The sequence below is a fragment of the Burkholderia cepacia ATCC 25416 genome, assembly GCF_001411495.1.
GTDB classification, from domain to species: domain Bacteria; phylum Pseudomonadota; class Gammaproteobacteria; order Burkholderiales; family Burkholderiaceae; genus Burkholderia; species Burkholderia cepacia.
Genome location: NZ_CP012982.1, coordinates 458,832 through 476,279, shown reverse-complemented (window position 1 = coordinate 476,279; position 17,448 = coordinate 458,832). Strand labels below are relative to the sequence as shown.

18 protein-coding genes are annotated in these 17,448 nt (G+C 66.7%); 17 read left to right on the top strand and 1 reads right to left on the bottom strand.

Annotated elements, in window-relative coordinates:
- The first annotated feature begins 47 nt into the window (after nucleotides 1-47).
- The 6 genes from leuC to asd all read left to right on the top strand — a co-directional run bounded on the left by leuC (nucleotide 48) and on the right by asd (nucleotide 4,891).
- Nucleotides 48-1,457, top strand: coding sequence for a 3-isopropylmalate dehydratase large subunit (gene leuC / locus APZ15_RS19515; protein ID WP_021158716.1), 1,410 nt, complete (start codon nucleotides 48-50; stop codon nucleotides 1,455-1,457).
- Between the two features lie 3 nt (nucleotides 1,458-1,460).
- Nucleotides 1,461-1,607 carry an entericidin A/B family lipoprotein gene (locus tag APZ15_RS19510; protein ID WP_027791137.1) on the top strand — a complete coding sequence of 49 codons (147 nt, stop codon included), beginning with the start codon at nucleotides 1,461-1,463 and terminating at the stop codon, nucleotides 1,605-1,607.
- 68 nt (nucleotides 1,608-1,675) lie between these two features.
- The gene (leuD, locus tag APZ15_RS19505) at nucleotides 1,676-2,326 is read left to right on the top strand and encodes a 3-isopropylmalate dehydratase small subunit (RefSeq protein ID WP_027791138.1); all 651 of its coding nucleotides are present in this window, start codon (nucleotides 1,676-1,678) and stop codon (nucleotides 2,324-2,326) included.
- A gap of 76 nt (nucleotides 2,327-2,402) precedes the next feature.
- Nucleotides 2,403-3,470, top strand: coding sequence for a 3-isopropylmalate dehydrogenase (gene leuB, locus APZ15_RS19500; RefSeq protein WP_027791139.1), 1,068 nt, complete (start codon nucleotides 2,403-2,405; stop codon nucleotides 3,468-3,470).
- Between the two features lie 98 nt (nucleotides 3,471-3,568).
- Nucleotides 3,569-3,688, top strand: coding sequence for a hypothetical protein (locus tag APZ15_RS19495; protein WP_021158720.1), 120 nt, complete (start codon nucleotides 3,569-3,571; stop codon nucleotides 3,686-3,688).
- An 81-nt stretch (nucleotides 3,689-3,769) separates the two neighbouring features.
- A complete protein-coding gene (gene asd, locus APZ15_RS19490) occupies nucleotides 3,770-4,891 on the top strand; it encodes an aspartate-semialdehyde dehydrogenase (RefSeq protein WP_027791140.1) in 1,122 nt (373 codons plus the stop codon).
- 105 nt (nucleotides 4,892-4,996) lie between these two features.
- On the opposite strand, the gene flgE is transcribed toward asd, so the two are convergent.
- The gene (gene flgE, locus APZ15_RS19485) at nucleotides 4,997-6,241 is read right to left on the bottom strand and encodes a flagellar hook protein FlgE (RefSeq protein ID WP_027791141.1); all 1,245 of its coding nucleotides are present in this window, start codon (nucleotides 6,239-6,241) and stop codon (nucleotides 4,997-4,999) included.
- Nucleotides 6,242-6,475: 234 nt separating this feature from the next.
- Here flgE and APZ15_RS41040 point away from each other — a divergent pair, with 234 nt between their 5' ends.
- From APZ15_RS41040 to APZ15_RS19435, 11 genes are all read left to right on the top strand, one after another.
- Entirely contained in the window at nucleotides 6,476-6,676 is a 201-nt protein-coding gene (locus APZ15_RS41040) for a hypothetical protein (RefSeq protein WP_138143384.1), read from the top strand.
- A gap of 411 nt (nucleotides 6,677-7,087) precedes the next feature.
- The gene (locus APZ15_RS19480; RefSeq protein WP_027791142.1) at nucleotides 7,088-9,241 is read left to right on the top strand and encodes a motility hub landmark protein FimV; all 2,154 of its coding nucleotides are present in this window, start codon (nucleotides 7,088-7,090) and stop codon (nucleotides 9,239-9,241) included.
- Entirely contained in the window at nucleotides 9,241-10,053 is an 813-nt protein-coding gene (gene truA / locus APZ15_RS19475) for a tRNA pseudouridine(38-40) synthase TruA (protein WP_027791143.1), read from the top strand. The genes APZ15_RS19480 and truA overlap by 1 nt, the downstream gene beginning before the upstream one ends.
- Nucleotides 10,050-10,751, top strand: a complete 702-nt coding sequence (locus APZ15_RS19470; RefSeq protein ID WP_027791144.1) for a phosphoribosylanthranilate isomerase — start codon at nucleotides 10,050-10,052, stop codon at nucleotides 10,749-10,751. Before truA ends, APZ15_RS19470 begins: the two co-directional genes overlap by 4 nt.
- A gap of 55 nt (nucleotides 10,752-10,806) precedes the next feature.
- Nucleotides 10,807-12,000 carry a tryptophan synthase subunit beta gene (gene trpB, locus APZ15_RS19465; RefSeq protein WP_027791145.1) on the top strand — a complete coding sequence of 398 codons (1,194 nt, stop codon included), beginning with the start codon at nucleotides 10,807-10,809 and terminating at the stop codon, nucleotides 11,998-12,000.
- A 9-nt stretch (nucleotides 12,001-12,009) separates the two neighbouring features.
- Nucleotides 12,010-12,861, top strand: a complete 852-nt coding sequence (locus APZ15_RS19460; RefSeq protein WP_027791146.1) for a DNA-methyltransferase — start codon at nucleotides 12,010-12,012, stop codon at nucleotides 12,859-12,861.
- A gap of 41 nt (nucleotides 12,862-12,902) precedes the next feature.
- Nucleotides 12,903-13,718, top strand: coding sequence for a tryptophan synthase subunit alpha (gene trpA, locus APZ15_RS19455; protein WP_027791147.1), 816 nt, complete (start codon nucleotides 12,903-12,905; stop codon nucleotides 13,716-13,718).
- Nucleotides 13,719-13,782: 64 nt separating this feature from the next.
- Entirely contained in the window at nucleotides 13,783-14,655 is an 873-nt protein-coding gene (gene accD, locus APZ15_RS19450) for an acetyl-CoA carboxylase, carboxyltransferase subunit beta (protein ID WP_021158729.1), read from the top strand.
- A gap of 100 nt (nucleotides 14,656-14,755) precedes the next feature.
- Nucleotides 14,756-16,066: a bifunctional tetrahydrofolate synthase/dihydrofolate synthase gene (gene folC, locus APZ15_RS19445; RefSeq protein WP_027791148.1), complete on the top strand. Its 1,311-nt coding sequence runs from the start codon at nucleotides 14,756-14,758 to the stop codon at nucleotides 16,064-16,066.
- A 29-nt stretch (nucleotides 16,067-16,095) separates the two neighbouring features.
- Nucleotides 16,096-16,932, top strand: coding sequence for an SPOR domain-containing protein (locus APZ15_RS19440; RefSeq protein ID WP_027791149.1), 837 nt, complete (start codon nucleotides 16,096-16,098; stop codon nucleotides 16,930-16,932).
- A 6-nt stretch (nucleotides 16,933-16,938) separates the two neighbouring features.
- Nucleotides 16,939-17,433, top strand: coding sequence for a CvpA family protein (locus APZ15_RS19435; RefSeq protein ID WP_006491262.1), 495 nt, complete (start codon nucleotides 16,939-16,941; stop codon nucleotides 17,431-17,433).
- Nucleotides 17,434-17,448: the final 15 nt, after the last annotated feature.

Here is a 17,448-nt window from a genome sequence, read left to right as displayed (position 1 = left end):
ATCGACCGCATCCGCAAGGCTTGTAGTCACAACGACCCCGCATACCCATGGCACAGACTCTCTACGACAAACTGTGGAACACCCACGTGGTCCACACCGAGGAAGACGGCACGACTTTGCTCTACATCGACCGTCAGCTGCTGCATGAAGTCACGAGCCCGCAGGCATTCGAAGGGCTGAAGATCGCGCAGCGTCCGGTGTGGCGCATCAGCGCGAACCTGGCCGTGTCGGACCACAACGTGCCGACCACCGATCGCAGCCACGGCATCGCCGATCCCGTCTCGAAGCTGCAGGTCGACACGCTCGACGCGAACTGCGATGCGTTCGGCATCACGCAGTTCAAGATGAACGACGTGCGCCAGGGCATCGTCCACATCATCGGGCCGGAGCAGGGCGCGACGCTGCCGGGCATGACGATCGTGTGCGGCGATTCGCATACGTCGACGCACGGCGCGTTCGGCGCGCTTGCACACGGCATCGGCACGTCGGAAGTCGAGCACGTGCTCGCCACGCAAACCCTGCTGCAGAAGAAGAGCAAGAACATGCTCGTGAAGGTCGAGGGTGCGCTGCCGCGCGGCTGTACCGCGAAGGACATCGTGCTCGCGATCATCGGCAAGATCGGCACGGCCGGCGGCACGGGCTACGCGATCGAATTCGGCGGCTCGACGATCCGCGCGCTGACGATGGAAGGCCGCATGACCGTCTGCAACATGGCGATCGAAGCCGGCGCGCGCGCGGGCATGGTCGCGGTGGACGACACGACCATCGATTACCTGAAGGGCCGTCCGTTCGTGCCGACCGGCGCGGAATGGGATCAGGCCGTCGAATACTGGCGTCAGTTCAAGTCGGACGAAGGCGCGCAGTTCGATCGCGTGGTCGAGCTGAACGCGGCCGAGATCGTGCCGCAGGTCACGTGGGGAACGTCGCCGGAAATGGTCACGTCGATCGACGGTCGCGTGCCCGATCCCGAACGCGAGAAGGATCCGGTCAAGCGCGACGCGATGGAGCGTGCGCTGGCCTACATGGCGCTCGAGCCGAACACGCCGATCGAGTCGATCAAGGTCGACAAGATCTTCATCGGTTCGTGCACGAACGCGCGCATCGAGGACATCCGCGCAGCCGCTTACGTCGTGAAGAAGCTGAACCGTCGTGTCGCGTCGAACGTGCGCCTCGCGATGGTCGTGCCGGGCTCGGGCCTCGTGAAGGCGCAGGCCGAGCGCGAAGGGCTCGACAAGGTGTTCACGGACGCCGGCTTCGAATGGCGCGAGCCGGGCTGCTCGATGTGCCTCGCGATGAACGCCGACCGGCTGGATCCGGGCGAGCGCTGCGCGTCGACGTCGAACCGCAACTTCGAAGGCCGGCAGGGCGCGGGCGGTCGCACGCACCTCGTGAGCCCCGCGATGGCGGCGGCCGCGGCGATCGAAGGTCACTTCGTCGACATTCGCAAGCTGGGGTAACGCGTGACGGCATCGAAGGTCATAACGCGGCTGGTTGCCGCGCTGGCGCTTGCGGGGCTGGGCTTCGGCCTTGCGGGCTGCAATACCGTCCAGGGCTTCGGGCAGGACGTCAACGCCGCCGGCAATGCGCTGAAGCGCGCCGCGGAGTGACGATTCCCGCCGAGAATTTGTCGATGTGCGCCGGCTGAACGCCGGCCCTTCAACCGGATAGACGGATCATGGAAAAATTCATTGTGCATACCGGCGTCGTGGCGCCGCTCGATCGCGAGAACGTCGACACCGATGCGATCATCCCGAAGCAGTTCCTGAAGTCGATCAAGCGCACGGGCTTCGGTCCGAACGCGTTCGACGAATGGCGTTACCTCGATCACGGCGAGCCGGGTCAGGACAACTCGAAGCGCCCGCTGAATCCCGACTTCGTGCTGAACCAGCCGCGCTACCAGGGTGCATCCGTGCTGCTCGCGCGCAAGAACTTCGGCTGCGGCAGCTCGCGCGAGCACGCGCCGTGGGCACTGCAGCAGTACGGCTTCCGCGCGATCATCGCGCCGAGCTTCGCGGACATCTTCTTCAACAACTGCTACAAGAACGGGCTGCTGCCGATCGTGCTGACCGAGCAGCAGGTCGATCACCTGTTCAACGAGACGGCTGCGTTCAACGGTTTTCAACTGACGATCGACCTCGACGCGCAGGTCGTGCGTTCGGGCGACGGCCGCGAGTATCCGTTCGAGATCGCCGCGTTCCGCAAGTACTGCCTGCTGAACGGCTTCGACGACATCGGCCTCACGCTGCGCCACGCGGACAAGATTCGCCAGTTCGAGGCCGAGCGCCTCGTGAAGCAGCCGTGGCTCAATACCAAGCTGGTCGGCTGACGTGCCTTTCGGGCGGGCGCGCCGGCGGCGCGCTCGCCGGCCTGCCTCATAAAACCTATCCAGTCAGGAATTTCGCATGAAGATTGCAGTGCTGCCCGGCGACGGCATCGGTCCGGAAATCGTCAATGAAGCGGTGAAGGTGCTGAACGCACTCGACGAGAAGTTCGAACTCGAACAGGCGCCGGTTGGCGGCGCGGGCTACGAGGCAAGCGGTCATCCGCTGCCCGACGCGACGCTGAAGCTCGCGAAGGAAGCCGACGCGATCCTGTTCGGCGCCGTGGGCGACTGGAAGTACGACTCGCTCGGGCGCGCGCTGCGCCCCGAGCAGGCGATCCTCGGGCTGCGCAAGCATCTCGAGCTGTTCGCGAACTTCCGCCCGGCGATCTGCTACCCGCAGCTCGTCGATGCGTCGCCGCTGAAGCCCGAGCTGGTTGCGGGCCTCGACATCCTGATCGTGCGCGAACTGAACGGCGACATCTACTTCGGCCAGCCGCGCGGCGTGCGGGCCGCACCGGACGGCCTGTTCGCGGGCGAACGCGAAGGCTTCGACACGATGCGCTATTCGGAACCGGAAGTGCGCCGCATCGCGCACGTCGCGTTCCAGGCGGCCCGCAAGCGCGCGAAGAAGCTGCTGTCGGTCGACAAGGCGAACGTGCTCGAAACGTCGCAGTTCTGGCGCGACATCATGATCGACGTGTCGAAGGAGTACGCGGACGTCGAGCTGTCGCACATGTACGTCGACAACGCGGCGATGCAGCTCGCGAAGGCGCCGAAGCAGTTCGACGTGATCGTCACCGGCAACATGTTCGGCGACATCCTGTCGGATGAAGCGTCGATGCTGACGGGCTCGATCGGCATGCTGCCGTCGGCGTCGCTCGACAAGAACAACAAGGGCCTGTACGAACCGTCGCACGGTTCGGCGCCGGACATCGCGGGCAAGGGCATCGCGAACCCGCTCGCGACGATCCTGTCGGCCGCGATGATGCTGCGTTACTCGCTGAATCGTGCGGAGCAGGCCGATCGCATCGAGCGCGCGGTGAAAACGGTGCTCGAACAGGGCTACCGCACGGGCGATATCGCGACGCCGGGTGGCAAGCAGGTCGGCACGACGGCGATGGGCGACGCGGTGGTCGCGGCGCTGTAACGCAAGCAAGTAGAAAGGGCGCGAACGGGCCGCGAAATCGGCCGGTTCGCGCGCGGTTGGCCGTTGTGCGGGCAACCGGCTTTGTGTAGACTCGAACGATGGCGCAAATTTCCCTGATCTCCCCGGTCTTGAAACTCCACGGCAACATTGCCCGTGCGGGTGCGCGCGCCATCGTCATCACGAAAACCATTACCACGAAAACGATCATTAAACGCTGATCGTCCGTCGTGCCCGCCTATTTCCCCGCGCGGTCACACCGGGGACGGAAATGGCGGGGAAGCTCCATCAAAGGGTTAGTCATGAACGTAGGTCTCGTAGGTTGGCGCGGCATGGTCGGCAGCGTCCTGATGCAGCGCATGCAGGAAGAGGGCGATTTCGACCTGATCGAACCGGTGTTTTTCAGCACCAGCAACACGGGCGGCAAAGCGCCGTCGTTCGCGAAAAACGAGACTACGCTCAAGGACGCGACCAACGTCGACGAGCTGAAGAAGTGCGACGTGATCATCACGTGCCAGGGCGGCGACTACACGAACGACGTGTTCCCGAAGCTGCGCGCGGCGGGCTGGAACGGCTACTGGATCGATGCGGCATCGTCGCTGCGGATGAAGGACGACGCGGTCATCATCCTCGATCCGGTCAACCTCGACGTGATCAAGGATGCGCTCGTCAAGGGCACGAAGAACTTCATCGGCGGCAACTGCACGGTCAGCCTGATGCTGATGGCGCTCGGCGGCCTGTTCCGCGAGAACCTCGTCGACTGGATGACGGCGATGACCTACCAGGCCGCATCGGGCGCGGGCGCGCAGAACATGCGCGAACTGCTGTCGCAGATGGGCACGCTGAACGGCGCGGTGAAGGAGCAGCTCGCCGATCCGGCATCCGCGATCCTCGACATCGACCGCCGCGTGCTGGCCGCGATGAACAGCGACGCGATGCCGACCAGCAACTTCGGCGTGCCGCTCGCCGGCTCGCTGATCCCGTGGATCGACAAGGATCTCGGCAACGGGATGTCGAAGGAAGAGTGGAAGGGCGGCGCGGAAACCAACAAGATCCTCGGCAAGCCGGCGATGGGCGAGCCGGGTTCGATCCCGGTCGACGGCCTGTGCGTGCGGATCGGCGCAATGCGCTGCCACTCGCAGGCTCTGACGATCAAGCTGAACAAGGACGTGCCGCTCGACGAGATCAACGGCATCCTCGCGTCGGCGAACGACTGGGTGAAGGTCGTGCCGAACGAGCGTGAAGCGTCGATGCGCGACCTGTCGCCGGCGAACGTCACGGGCACGCTGACGGTGCCGGTCGGCCGCCTGCGCAAGCTCGCGATGGGCGGCGAATACCTGTCGGCGTTCACGGTCGGCGACCAGCTGCTGTGGGGTGCGGCCGAGCCGCTGCGCCGCATGCTGCGCATCCTGCTCGACAAGTAAGCTCGTGTGTCCGGCCCGCGATGCGCGGGCCGCGTTGCACAAGATGGCGCGCCGCGCCGGCCTTGACGATATCAAGGCTGGCGCGGCGCGTTTTTCATGTGCGCGTCAGCGCATGTTCAGCAGCGTCTGGTCGACGGTCTGCTGGGTCTTGATCGTCTGCGCATTGGCCTGGTAATCGCGCTGCGCCTTGATCAGGTTCACGAGCTCGGTCGTCAGGTCGACGTTCGAGTTTTCCAGCGCACTTCCCTGCAGCGTGCCGTGGTTCGTGCTGCCCGGCGCGGAGATCTGCGGCACGCCCGACGCGGCGGTTTCCACATACTGATTGCCGCCAATGTTCTCGAGCCCGTTCGGGTTGTTGAAGTTCGCGAGCGCGATCAGGCCGAGCACCGCGCTCTGGCCGTTCGAGTAATTGCCGGTCAGCTTGCCGTCGGTGCCGATCGAGAACGTCGTCAGCGTGCCGCTCGCGAAGCCGTCTTGTGCGAGGTTGGTCACGCCGCTTTTTCCGCCGAACTGCGTCGTGCCGCCCAGGTCGAGCGTCAGGTTCTGCGGATTGGCGCCGCCCGACGCGTTGGGGATCGAAAACGCGAACTGACCGAGGCTCGGCGTCGGCTGGCCGGTGGCGGCCGACGTCGTCGAGGTGATCCGGCCCGATGTGTCGAACGTGACGGTGCCGAGATTCGTCGGCGCCTGGCCCTGCACGCCCGCGTAGGCCTGCCAGGTGCCGGCCGCGTTCTTCGTGAAATACATCGACACCTGCTGCGAGCCGCCGAGCGTGTCGTAGACCTGGATCGACGAATTGTAGTTGTACGTCGTGTTGTCGCCCGGGTTGAACGGCGTCTTGGCCGGCACCTTGTCCTGCGAATTCAGGTTGAACTGGCCGGTGATCTTCGTCGTCGCCTGCGGGGCGATGTTGTTGGTCGGCGCCTGCAGCGGCACGGTCGCCGCGGTATTGATCGCGCCGCCCGGGCCTGCCGCATAGCCCATCAGGTTGCGGTTTTGCGAATCGACGATGGCGCCGCTCTTGTCCCGGTGGAATACGCCGTCACGCGAGTACGTCGTCACGCCGTTGTTCGACATCTGGAAGAAGCCGTTGCCGTTGATCGCGATGTCGAGCGACGACTTCGTCGTGTTGATCGTCCCCTGGCCGAATTGCTGCTGCACCGACGCGAGCCGCGTGCCGATGCCGATCTGCGTGTTGGTCGACGTCGCAACCGAATTCGCGTACATGTCGGCGAAGTTCGCGCGCCCCTGCTTGAAGCCGACCGTGTTTGCGTTCGCGATGTTGTTGCCGATCACGTCGAGATGGTTCGCCGCGCCGGCCAACCCGCTCAAACCCTGTTGATAGCCCATGTTCGATCCCCGTAACGAGCTGGTGAGTAGATGCAGTCGTGCGACTGCGCGATGCCTCCCTGGCACCTCACGACGTCAGCCTGGCCAGGCGCGTGCCTGCCTTTCCGGCAGGTGTGTACGCGGTGGTCGAACTGCGCCGATTCTTGTTTGAAGACGATCGTAGCGACGGCAATTATTCGATCTGTGTAATTTTGTGTAATGTAATTGAATTGTTGTCGAAATGATTGATTTCGTATGAGCAATGAAACTGGGGTGAGGCTTGAAAGCCTTGTGGCACGGTGGTTTGAGGATGGAGGTGTCCAATTCGACGATAAGAGAGGGGAATTGGCCTCTTATCGATCAATTGAAATTTATTTGAATGATCTTGGTGATCGGCGGGATTTGTTTTTATTGGAGATTGCTAATCCATTAACGGCAGGTGGCGCGATTTATTGAGCAAACGTGCCCGATTTCGCGGTCGTGGCGCGGCATCGAGCCCCGGAGTGGGCAGGGCGCCGGGTGAGCGGCAAGGGGCGCGCCATTCGTTCGGGACGGGATGCGGCCGGGCATCTTTCAGTTGAGGGAGGTGTGCTTCCGATCGATCGGGAACGCTGGTCGCACCATGTGAACCCGGGCATCGGAGCGGCCCGGCCGGCGGGCGCGCGGACGCGCGAACGCGGCCGGTTGCACCCATCGGCGACGAATTCGGCCCGAACCCGATCACGTGAAGTAAACTACGCGGTTACGACGCACAGACCCGCCGAAAGCGTCGCGTTCAACGCGACGCTTTTGCATTTCTGCGGCAACTTTATTGATGTTTTCAACCGCGAATCCGAGCCGCGCCTACGCGCGGCGATAGAGCCAACGATGTCCCGAATTTCCTTGTTTCCGCGTCAGTCCCGTCTGTCGCGCGCCGTGCGTGGCGCGCTGGCGATCCTGGCGCTCGGCGCAACCGCATCGGCCTGGACGGCCGGCACCGGCGAACTGCCGGCGTCCGCTGCCGGTGGTGCAGTGCCGCTTACCGTGACGGTCCAGCCCGGCCAGTCGCTGAACGACATCGCGAAAGCGGCCACGCAGTCGCGCGATCCCGGTGTGCTCGCGCGCGCCGGCCGCGCGCTGTTCGACGCCAATCCGCAGGCGTTCATGAAGCACGACGCGAGCCGCCTGAAAGTCGGTGCGACGCTGACCGTGCCGGCGCTCGATGCGACAGGCGCGGCACTCGCACCGGCCGCTGCATCCGCTGCATCCGGCGCATCCGGCGCATCGGGTACGGCGGCAGCGTCCGCACCCGCCGCGGCATCCGGCGGCACGGCGGTCGCGCAGCATGGTGCGTCGGCGCCGCATCCGGGGTCGACCCCGGATGCGACCGTGCCGTCCGCGCCGGTGGCGCCGGCCGTGCATGCGGCTCCGGTGAGCGGCGCGAGCGTCGCGACGGCCGCCGGTGCGGCGGCGTCGCTCGGCGCTTCGGCGGCACACGGCGCATCGGCCGTCGAAAGCGTGCAGCCGGCGGCGCCCGTTGCCGGTGCAAGCGGTCCGCATGTGTGGAGCGGCGCGATCCAGTCGGTGCCGTCGTCCGCGAGCGGTGCCGCGCTTCCGCCTGTTGCGGGCAGCCAGGTTTCGGGCATGAACGAACCGGCCGCGGCTGCGCCCGCGACGGGCGCGTCGCAGCCGCGGCCGTCGAGCCTGCAGCAACTGCTGGCGCTGAAGAACCGCGTGCTGATGGAGTTGCAGAAGCACGGCATCGGCAAGCCGGCCACGCCGAACGAGGTCGCGCCGGCGCCCGTGCCTGCACCTGTCGCACCGCGTCCGGCCGCGAACGATACGGGCGCATCCGCTGCCGCGCCGGCGGCAAGTGAAGCCGCGTCCGGCGTTGCTGCCAGCGCAGCGCAGCCGGCATCGGTATCGGCGCCCGCGCAACCGGCCGCGCCGGTGGCGGCAGCTGCGCGCAGTACCGGGCAGATGGACTGGCGTCCGGCCGCGGTGGCCGGTGCGGCCGTGATCGTCCTCGCCGCAGGTTTTGCGTGGCGCAAGCGCCGGAAGGGCCGGCGCGCGGAAGAAACGGGTGATGCGGGTACGAGCGCGACGGCTGCTGCGGTCGTCGCGGGCGGGTCCGCGGCTGCGGCGGCAGAAGCCGAAGCCGCGCCGTCCGTCGAGCCGGAACTGCCGATCCGGCCCGAGATGCCGGTCGCACGCGACGCGGCTTCCGATTTGAGCCTTGCCGCGGCCACTGCCGCAGCGGCGGAGACGGTCGAGACGCCTGATACGGATGTGCCGTCGGCGCCGGAAGTGGTGCCGACGCATGACGAGCAGCCCGAATTGCCGGCCGCGCACGCCGTAGTGCCGACCGCGAGCGAGGCGGCTCCGGCTCCGCACGATACAGAGCCGGTAGAGAAGATCGCTGCCGAAAAGCCCGCGGAACAGCCTGCCGAGACGCCGAGCGCCCCCGCGGCCGCCGAAACGCAGCACGAGGCGCTGATGCAGAACGCGATCAGCGCGCTCAACAGCCTCGACATGCCGCTGCCGCCGCGCACGCAGGACGAGCCGTCGCTGGCGACGGACGAGTCTGCCGCGCAGGCAAGGCAGTCCGACATCGATAAAGTCGCAACTAACGGTCAAGCCGACCAACGCCTTCCGATTGGCGCGATCGATCCGGCCCCCGAACATCCGGCCGATCAGGACGACGAGTTCGATTGGGATCCGGACGCGGCGACGCCTGCCGGCCAGGCGGGCAGCCCGTTCGCGACGTCGTCGCTGCCGCCGCTCGGCGGCGCGCAGTTCGGCGCACTGAAGCTCGACTTCGATCTGGACCTGCCGTCGACGCCGGGCGCCGCGTTGCCGGCGCTGACGCCGGACGAACTCGCCCGCATCGCGCGCAACAAGCTCGACCTCGCGACCGAATACGTCGAGCTGGGCGACCTGTCCGGCGCACGGACGCTGCTGCAGGAAGTGGTCGACGCGAACGACACCGCGACGCGCGACGATGCGCGTGCGCTGCTCGCGAAACTGGCGGACGAGGCGTGATGCGGATCGCGCTTGGCATTCAGTACGACGGCGCGGCGTTCTGCGGCTGGCAGGCGCAGCCGCACGGCAAGACCGTGCAGGATCGGCTCGAGCACGCGCTGGCCGAGTTCGCGCGCGTGCCGCTGCATACGACGGTGGCCGGGCGGACCGACACGGGCGTGCACGGGCTCGGGCAGGTCGTGCATTTCGATACCGACCTGGATCGCGAGGTGTTCTCGTGGGTGCGCGGGACCAACGCGTTTCTGCCGCCGACCGTGGCGGTGCAATGGGCGAAGCCGATGCCGGAGACGTTTCACGCGCGTTTCTCGGCGTTCGAGCGCACCTATTACTACGCGCTGTACGTGCATCCCGTGCGCTCGCCGATGCTGGCGGGGCGCGCGGGCTGGATCCATACGCCGCTCGACGATGACGCGATGCGCGCCGCCGCCGCGCACCTGATCGGCGAGCACGACTTCTCGTCGTTCCGGTCGTCGGAATGCCAGTCGAAGACGCCGGTCAAACACCTGTACCAGATCGACGTGCGGCGCGTGGGCCATTTCATTCATTTCCGGTTCCGCGCCAACGCGTTCCTGCACCACATGGTGCGCAACCTGATGGGCTGCCTCGTCGCGGTCGGCCGCGGCCGCTATCCGGCCGACTGGCTTGCCGACGTGCTGGCCGGGCGCGACCGCAATCTCGCGGCGCCCACGTTCATGGCCGACGGGCTGTACCTCGCCCACGTCGGCTACCCGGCGGAATTCGCCGTCCCGCCCGCGCAGCTCGGCAGCGTGCCGTGGAGCAGCGTCTGGGCCGACCTGGACCCTCAACCATGACGGATCACGCCGTGTCTCCTTCGACTCCCGCCGCGGCCGGCCTGCCGCCGCGCACGCGCATCAAGCTGTGCGGCCTGTCACGCCCCGAGGACGTGCTGCACGCGGCGGCGCTCGGCGCCGACGCGATCGGTCTCGTGTTCTACCCGAAGAGCCCGCGCGCGGTGACGATCGCGCAGGCGGCCGAGCTGGCGCGCCTCGCGCCGCCGTTCGTGTCGGTGGTCGGGCTGTTCGTGAATGCGACCGAAGCCGAGATCGAGGCCGTCGTGCGCGACGTGCCGCTCACGCTGCTGCAGTTCCATGGCGACGAGACGCCCGGGCAGTGCGACGCCCTCGGCCGCGCGGCACGCCTGCCGTGGTTGCGCGCGGTGCGCGTCGGCCCCTCGACGCAGCCGGCCGATTTGGTAGAATCGGCACTTCATTATTCGAAAGCGCGCGGCCTCCTGTTCGACACCCTGGTGCCGGATTACGGCGGTAGCGGCAAGGTCTTCGATTGGTCTCTTATTCCCGCAGAGCTCGCGCATCGGGCCGTTTTGAGTGGTGGCTTGAGCGCGCAAAACGTCGGTGATGCGATTCGCCAGTTGCGCCCGTTTGCTGTCGATGTCTCGAGTGGCATCGAAGTGGAGGGCGCGAAGGGCGTGAAGGATCACGCCCGGATGGCGGCGTTCGTACGCGCGGTGCGCGAAGCGGACGCCGGGTGATGCAAGCCGGCGCGGCCCCGAAAGCGGGGCGCCCCGACCGATCGAGAGAGACACCATGTACAACCTTCCTGATGACCGCGGCCACTTCGGCCCGTATGGCGGCGTGTTCGTCGCCGAGACGCTGATTCACGCGCTGGACGAACTGCGCGCGGCGTATGAAAAATTCCAGAACGATCCCGATTTCGTCGCCGAATTCGAGCGCGAGCTGAAGCATTTCGTCGGCCGCCCGTCGCCGATCTATCACGCACAGCGCTGGAGCGAGACGCTCGGCGGCGCGCAGATCTACCTGAAGCGCGAAGACCTGAACCACACGGGCGCGCACAAGATCAACAACGTGATCGGCCAGGCGCTGCTCGCGAAGCGCATGGGCAAGAAGCGCGTGATCGCCGAGACGGGTGCCGGCCAGCACGGTGTCGCGACCGCGACGATCTGCGCCCGCTTCGGGATGGAGTGTGTCGTCTACATGGGCTCGGAAGACGTGCGCCGCCAGGCCGCGAACGTCTACCGGATGAAGCTGCTTGGAGCTACGGTCGTGCCGGTCGAATCGGGTTCGCGCACGCTGAAGGACGCGCTGAACGAAGCGATGCGCGACTGGGTCACGAACATCGAAAGCACGTTCTACATCATCGGCACGGTCGCGGGCCCGCACCCGTACCCGATGATGGTGCGCGACTTCCAGCGCGTGATCGGCGACGAGTGCAAGGTGCAGATGCCCGAGCTCGCGGGCCGGCAGCCGGACGCGGTGATCGCCTGCGTCGGCGGCGGCTCGAACGCGATGGGCATCTTCTATCCGTACATCGACGACACGTCGGTGCAGCTGATCGGCGTCGAAGCGGCCGGCGACGGCCTCGACACGGGTCATCACGCGGCGTCGCTGATCGCCGGCAGCCCGGGCGTGCTGCACGGCAACCGTACCTACCTGCTGCAGGACGACAACGGCCAGATCATCGAGACGCATTCGGTGTCGGCGGGCCTCGACTATCCGGGCGTCGGCCCCGAGCACGCATGGCTCAAGGACAGCGGCCGCGCACAGTACGTCGGCATTACCGACGAGGAAGCGCTGAAGGCGTTCCACGACTGCTGCCGGATCGAGGGGATCATTCCCGCGCTCGAGTCGAGCCACGCGATCGCGTATGGCGTGAAGCTCGCGCCGACGTTGCCGAAGGACAAGATCCTGCTCGTCAACCTGTCGGGCCGCGGCGACAAGGACATGCACACGGTCGCCGAGCGATCGGGCATCGAGCTCTGACCCCGACCGATGCGTGACCTGATCGAAGAACCGGGCGGCGGTGCCGCGAGCGAGGCGGGGGCGGTTCAGCCCGCCGCCGCCGTGCCGCGCGCGCTGCCGTCCGGGATCGAACTGCACAACCGCGATTTCCTGACCGATGCCGCGCACCTGCCGGACGCGTCGATCGACCTGATCGTCGCCGATCCGCCGTACGGGCTCGGCAAGGACTACGGCAACGACTCGGACAAGCGTTCGGGCGACGACTTTCTCGCGTGGACGCGCGAGTGGCTCGAGCTCGCGATTCCGAAGCTGAAGCCGAGCGGGTCGATGTACATCTTCTGCACGTGGCAGTACGCGCCGGAAATCTTCAGTTTCCTGAAGACGCAACTCACGATGGTCAACGAGATCATCTGGGACCGGCGCGTGCCGAGCATGGGCGGCACGACGCGCCGTTTCACGTCGGTGCACGACAACATCGGCTTTTTCGCGGTTTCCAGGGCGTATTACTTCGATCTCGATCCGGTCCGCATCCCGTACGACGCCGACACGAAGAAGGCCCGCTCGCGCAAGCTGTTCGAAGGCAGCAAGTGGCTGGAGATGGGCTACAACCCGAAGGACGTCTGGTCGGTCTCGCGCCTGCACCGGCAGCACGCGGAGCGCGTCGACCATCCGACCCAGAAGCCGCTGGAAATCATCGAGCGGATGGTGCTCGCAAGCTGCCCGCCGGGCGGCCGCGTGCTCGATCCGTTCATGGGCAGCGGCACGACCGCGGTGGCCTGCGCACGGCAGGGGCGCGACTTCGTCGGCTACGAGATCAACGAAAGCTATTGTGCGATCGCGCACGAGCGCGTGAGCGCGCTCGCTGCGCCGGCGTGCGCGTGAATCGCGCCGCCGCCTCGCCGAAGCATTGAGGAAAAATTGCCATGTCCCGTATTCAGCAAACCTTCGCCGCGCTCGCCGAACAAGGCCGTAAGGGCCTGATCCCGTTCATCACGGCCGGCGATCCCGATCCCGCGAAAACCGTCGAATTCATGCACGCGCTCGCCGAAGGCGGCGCGGACGTGATCGAACTCGGCGTGCCGTTCTCGGACCCGATGGCCGACGGCCCCGTGATCCAGCGCTCGTCGGAACGCGCGCTCGCGCGCGGCGTCACGCTGAAAAGCGTGCTCGCCGACGTGAAGCGCTTTCGCGAAACCGACCCCAAAACGCCCGTCGTGCTGATGGGTTATGCGAACCCGATCGAGCGGATGGGCGTCGATGCGTTCGCGGCCGAAGCGCAGGCGGCCGGTGTCGACGGCGTGCTCGTCGTCGACTATCCGCCGGAAGAGGCGGGCGTGTTCGCCGAGAAAATGCGCGCCGCGCAGATCGATCCGATCTTCCTGCTCGCGCCCACGTCGACTGACGAACGTATCGCCGACGTCGGCAAGATCGCGAGCGGCTACGTGTATTACGTGTCGCTCAAGGGCGTGACCGGCGCAGGAAATCTGGATGTTTCGAGCATTGCGGGTAAAATCCCGGCCATCAAGTCGCGCGTGCCGGTTCCGGTCGGCGTCGGCTTCGGTATCCGCGACGCCGAAACGGCGCGCGCGGTGGCCGAGGTGTCGGACGCGGTCGTGATCGGCAGCCGCCTCGTGCAGCTGCTCGAAAGCGCTGCGCCGGAGGGTGCCGCCGCCGCGCTGAAGACTTTCATTGCCGAGCTGCGCGCCGCCCTGGACGGCGCGGGCAAGACGGCGCGATAAACACAACACAGGAAGCGGGAACGGGCCGGTCGGCCCGGCCCGCCACGGAACAGGAAACCATACGATGAGCTGGCTCGACAAACTGTTGCCGCCGAAGATCAAGCAGACCGACCCGAAAAGCCGCAAGGGCATTCCGGAAGGCCTGTGGGTCAAGTGCCCGTCCTGCGAGGCCGTGCTGTACCGCAACGACGTGGATGCGAACCTGCACGTGTGCCCGAAGTGCGATCACCACATGCGCATCGGTGCGCGTGAGCGCCTCGACGGGCTGCTCGATCCGGAAGGCCGTTATGAAATCGGTCAGGAAGTCGTGCCGGTCGACACGCTGAAGTTCAAGGACAGCCGCAAGTACCCCGATCGTCTGAAGGAAGCGATGGACGACACGGGCGAGACCGACGCGATGGTCGTGATGGGCGGTGCGATCCACACGCTGCCGGTGGTCGCGGCCTGCTTCGAGTTCTCGTTCATGGGCGGCTCGATGGGCTCGGTGGTCGGCGAGCGCTTCGCACGCGGCGCGCAGAACGCGCTCGAACAGCAGGTGCCGTTCATCTGCTTCACCGCTTCGGGCGGTGCACGGATGCAGGAAAGCCTGCTGTCGCTGATGCAGATGGCGAAAACCACCGCGATGCTGACCAAGCTGGCCGAAGCGAAGCTGCCGTTCATTTCGGTGCTGACCGACCCGACGATGGGTGGCGTGTCGGCGAGCTTTGCATTCCTCGGCGACGTCGTGATCGCCGAACCGAAGGCGCTGATCGGCTTCGCCGGCCCGCGCGTGATCGAGCAGACGGTCCGCGAGAAGCTGCCGGAAGGCTTCCAGCGCGCCGAATTCCTGATCAAGACGGGCGCGATCGACATGATCGTCGACCGTCGCAAGATGCGCGACGAGATCGCGCAACTGCTCGCGCTGCTGCAGCGACAGCCGGCCGACGCGCTGGCTTGACCGGCGCAAGGTTGTGAACTCTGCGCGTCGCCTGGCTTCCGCGTCAGGCGACGCGCTTCGTTTTTTGGCGTAGTGGCGGTACCGATCCAGATTTGAACCGATGAGCACTTTTCCCACTCTCGACGCGTGGCTTTCGCATCTCGAACGCGCGCACCCGGTCGGCATCGACATGGGCCTGACCCGCATCGGGCAGGTCAAGGCGGCGCTGCAACTCGAATTCACGTGCCCCGTCATTACCGTCGGCGGCACGAACGGCAAGGGGTCGACCTGCGCGTTCCTCGAGACGATCCTCGTGCGCGCGGGCTACAAGGTCGGCTGCCACACGTCGCCGCACCTGCTCGAATTCAACGAGCGCGCGCGCGTGAACGGGCAGAACGTCACCGATGACGAACTGCTGCCGCACTTCGAGGCCGTCGAAGCCGCGCGCACGTCGTTGCCCGAGCCCGTGTCGCTCACGTACTTCGAATTCACGACGCTTGCGATCCTGCACCTGTTCGCGTCGCGCGGGCTGGACGCGGTGATCCTCGAAGTCGGCCTCGGCGGCCGGCTCGACGCGGTCAACATCATCGATACCGATTGCGCGATCGTCACGAGCATCGACATCGACCACACCGAATACCTCGGCGACACGCGCGAGAAGATCGCGTTCGAGAAGGCCGGGATCTTCCGTGCCGGCAAGCCGGCGATCTGCGGCGATCCGGCCGCGCCGCAAACGCTGATCGACCACGCGGAAGCGATCGGCGCCGACCTGTGGCTCGTCGGCCGCGATTTCCGCTACGAGGCGCAGGCGGGCGCGGAGCGCCAGCAGTGGAGCTACCTCGGTCGCGAGAAGCGCTATCCGGCGCTGGCGTACCCGGCGCTGCGCGGCGCGAATCAGCTGATCAATGCATCGGCCGCGCTCGCCGCGCTCGAGGCGCTGCGCCCGTTGCTGCCGGTGTCGGCGCAGGACATCCGGCTCGGCCTCGCGAACGTCGAGCTTCCCGGGCGCTTCCAGGTGCTGCCCGGCAAGCCGGCGATCGTGCTCGACGTCGCGCACAACCCGCATGCATCGGCCGTGCTCGAGCAGAATCTCGGCAACATGGGTTTCTTCCCGTACACGTACGCGGTGTTCGGCGCGATGCACGACAAGGACATCGACGGCGTGCTGCAGCACCTGAAGGGCGAGATCGACCACTGGTGCGTGACCGACCTGCCGCTGCCGCGTGCGGCCACCGCCGAGCAGCTCGAAGCCGCGCTGCGCAAGGCCGGCGTGGAGGACGGGCCCGATTCGAGCGTCACGCGTTACACGTCGCCCGCCGAAGCGTTTCGCGATGCACTAAAAAGAGCATCCGAGAATGATAGAATCGTGGTTTTCGGCAGTTTCCATACGGTTGCCGGCGTGCTGGCCTACCGTAAATCGCAGCAACACTGACTGACGGGCAGTTTCGGACTCAGCCATTCATGGGAATTTTCTCGTTCGGCAAGAAAGACGACGACGCGCCCCCGCGGCGCGGCGGTCGCACCGGGGCCTCCCGGAACGTGCGCACGGAGCGCACTGAACGCGTCGAGCGACGCTCGCGCCGCACCGAGCGTCCGGAATCGGACGCACTGCTCCTCGATCCGACCCTTCCAGAAAAGCAACGTGCGCGCCGTCGCCTCGTCGGCGCGATCGCGCTCGTCGTCGCCGCGGTGATCGTGCTGCCGATGGTGCTCGATTCGCACCCGAAGCCGGTCACCGACGACATCGCGATCGACATCCCGAACCGGCCCGCGCACCAGGCGGTCGCGCCGCGCGACGACGATGTGTCCGACGTGCAGGCCGGCGTCGCGCATGACGAACCGCCGGCATCCGACACGGCCGTTGCGGCCGCACCGGCGCCCGCGCCGAAGGATGCCGCCAAGCCGGCCGCGAAACCCGATACCACGACCACGGCGAGCGTGACGCCGCAGAAGCCTGCGCCGAAACCGGCTGCGCCCGCGGCGAAGCCGGCTGCGCCGAAGCCCGCACCCGCGGCCGTCGCGAATGCCGACGCCGCGAGCCCGGACAGCGGCGACGCGTCGTCGCCGTCGTCGCCGGCCGGTGCGCGCTTCGCGGTGCAGCTCGGGTCGTTCAAGGATGACGCGACGGCCCGTTCGTGGGCCACCAAGTTGAAATCGGCGGGCGTGCCCGCATATGTCGAGCATCGCAAGCAGTCGGATGGCAGCACGGCTACACTGTTGCGTGCAGGCCCGTTCGCGGATCGCGCGGCGGCTTCCGCCGCGATCGCGAAGGTGCGCGAAGCCGGTCTGACGCAGTAACGCACGATGCTGACGGCTTTCGACTACGCTGTATTGGCGGTGATCGTGTTGTCGGCGCTACGCGGTGCGTGGCGCGGCTTCGTGTCCGAGATTTTCGGGCTGATCGGCTGGATCGCGGCGATCGTGATCGCGGGCCGCTACGTCGGATTGGTCGTACCGTATATTCCGGCGAACTGGCCGGGCGGTGCGCTGACGCAGTGGGTGATCGCTTTCGCGTTGGTCGTGATCGGCGTGGTGCTGGTCGCCGGCGTCGCGAACGCGCTGCTGTCGCGGATCGCGCAGGCCAGTGGCCTGGGCGGCGTCGACCGCTCGCTGGGCATGATGTTCGGGCTCGTCCGCGGCTGCGTGCTGGTGGTGCTGCTGGTCGCGGCGGCCGGGCTGACCGAACTGCCCAAACAGGATTTCTGGCGCAATGCGCTATTGCGTCCTTTCGCCGAACAGGGCGTGCACGAGCTGAAGCAGCTCCTGCCCGACGGCATGGCCCAGTACGTACGCGTGTGACGACGCGGCTGGGCA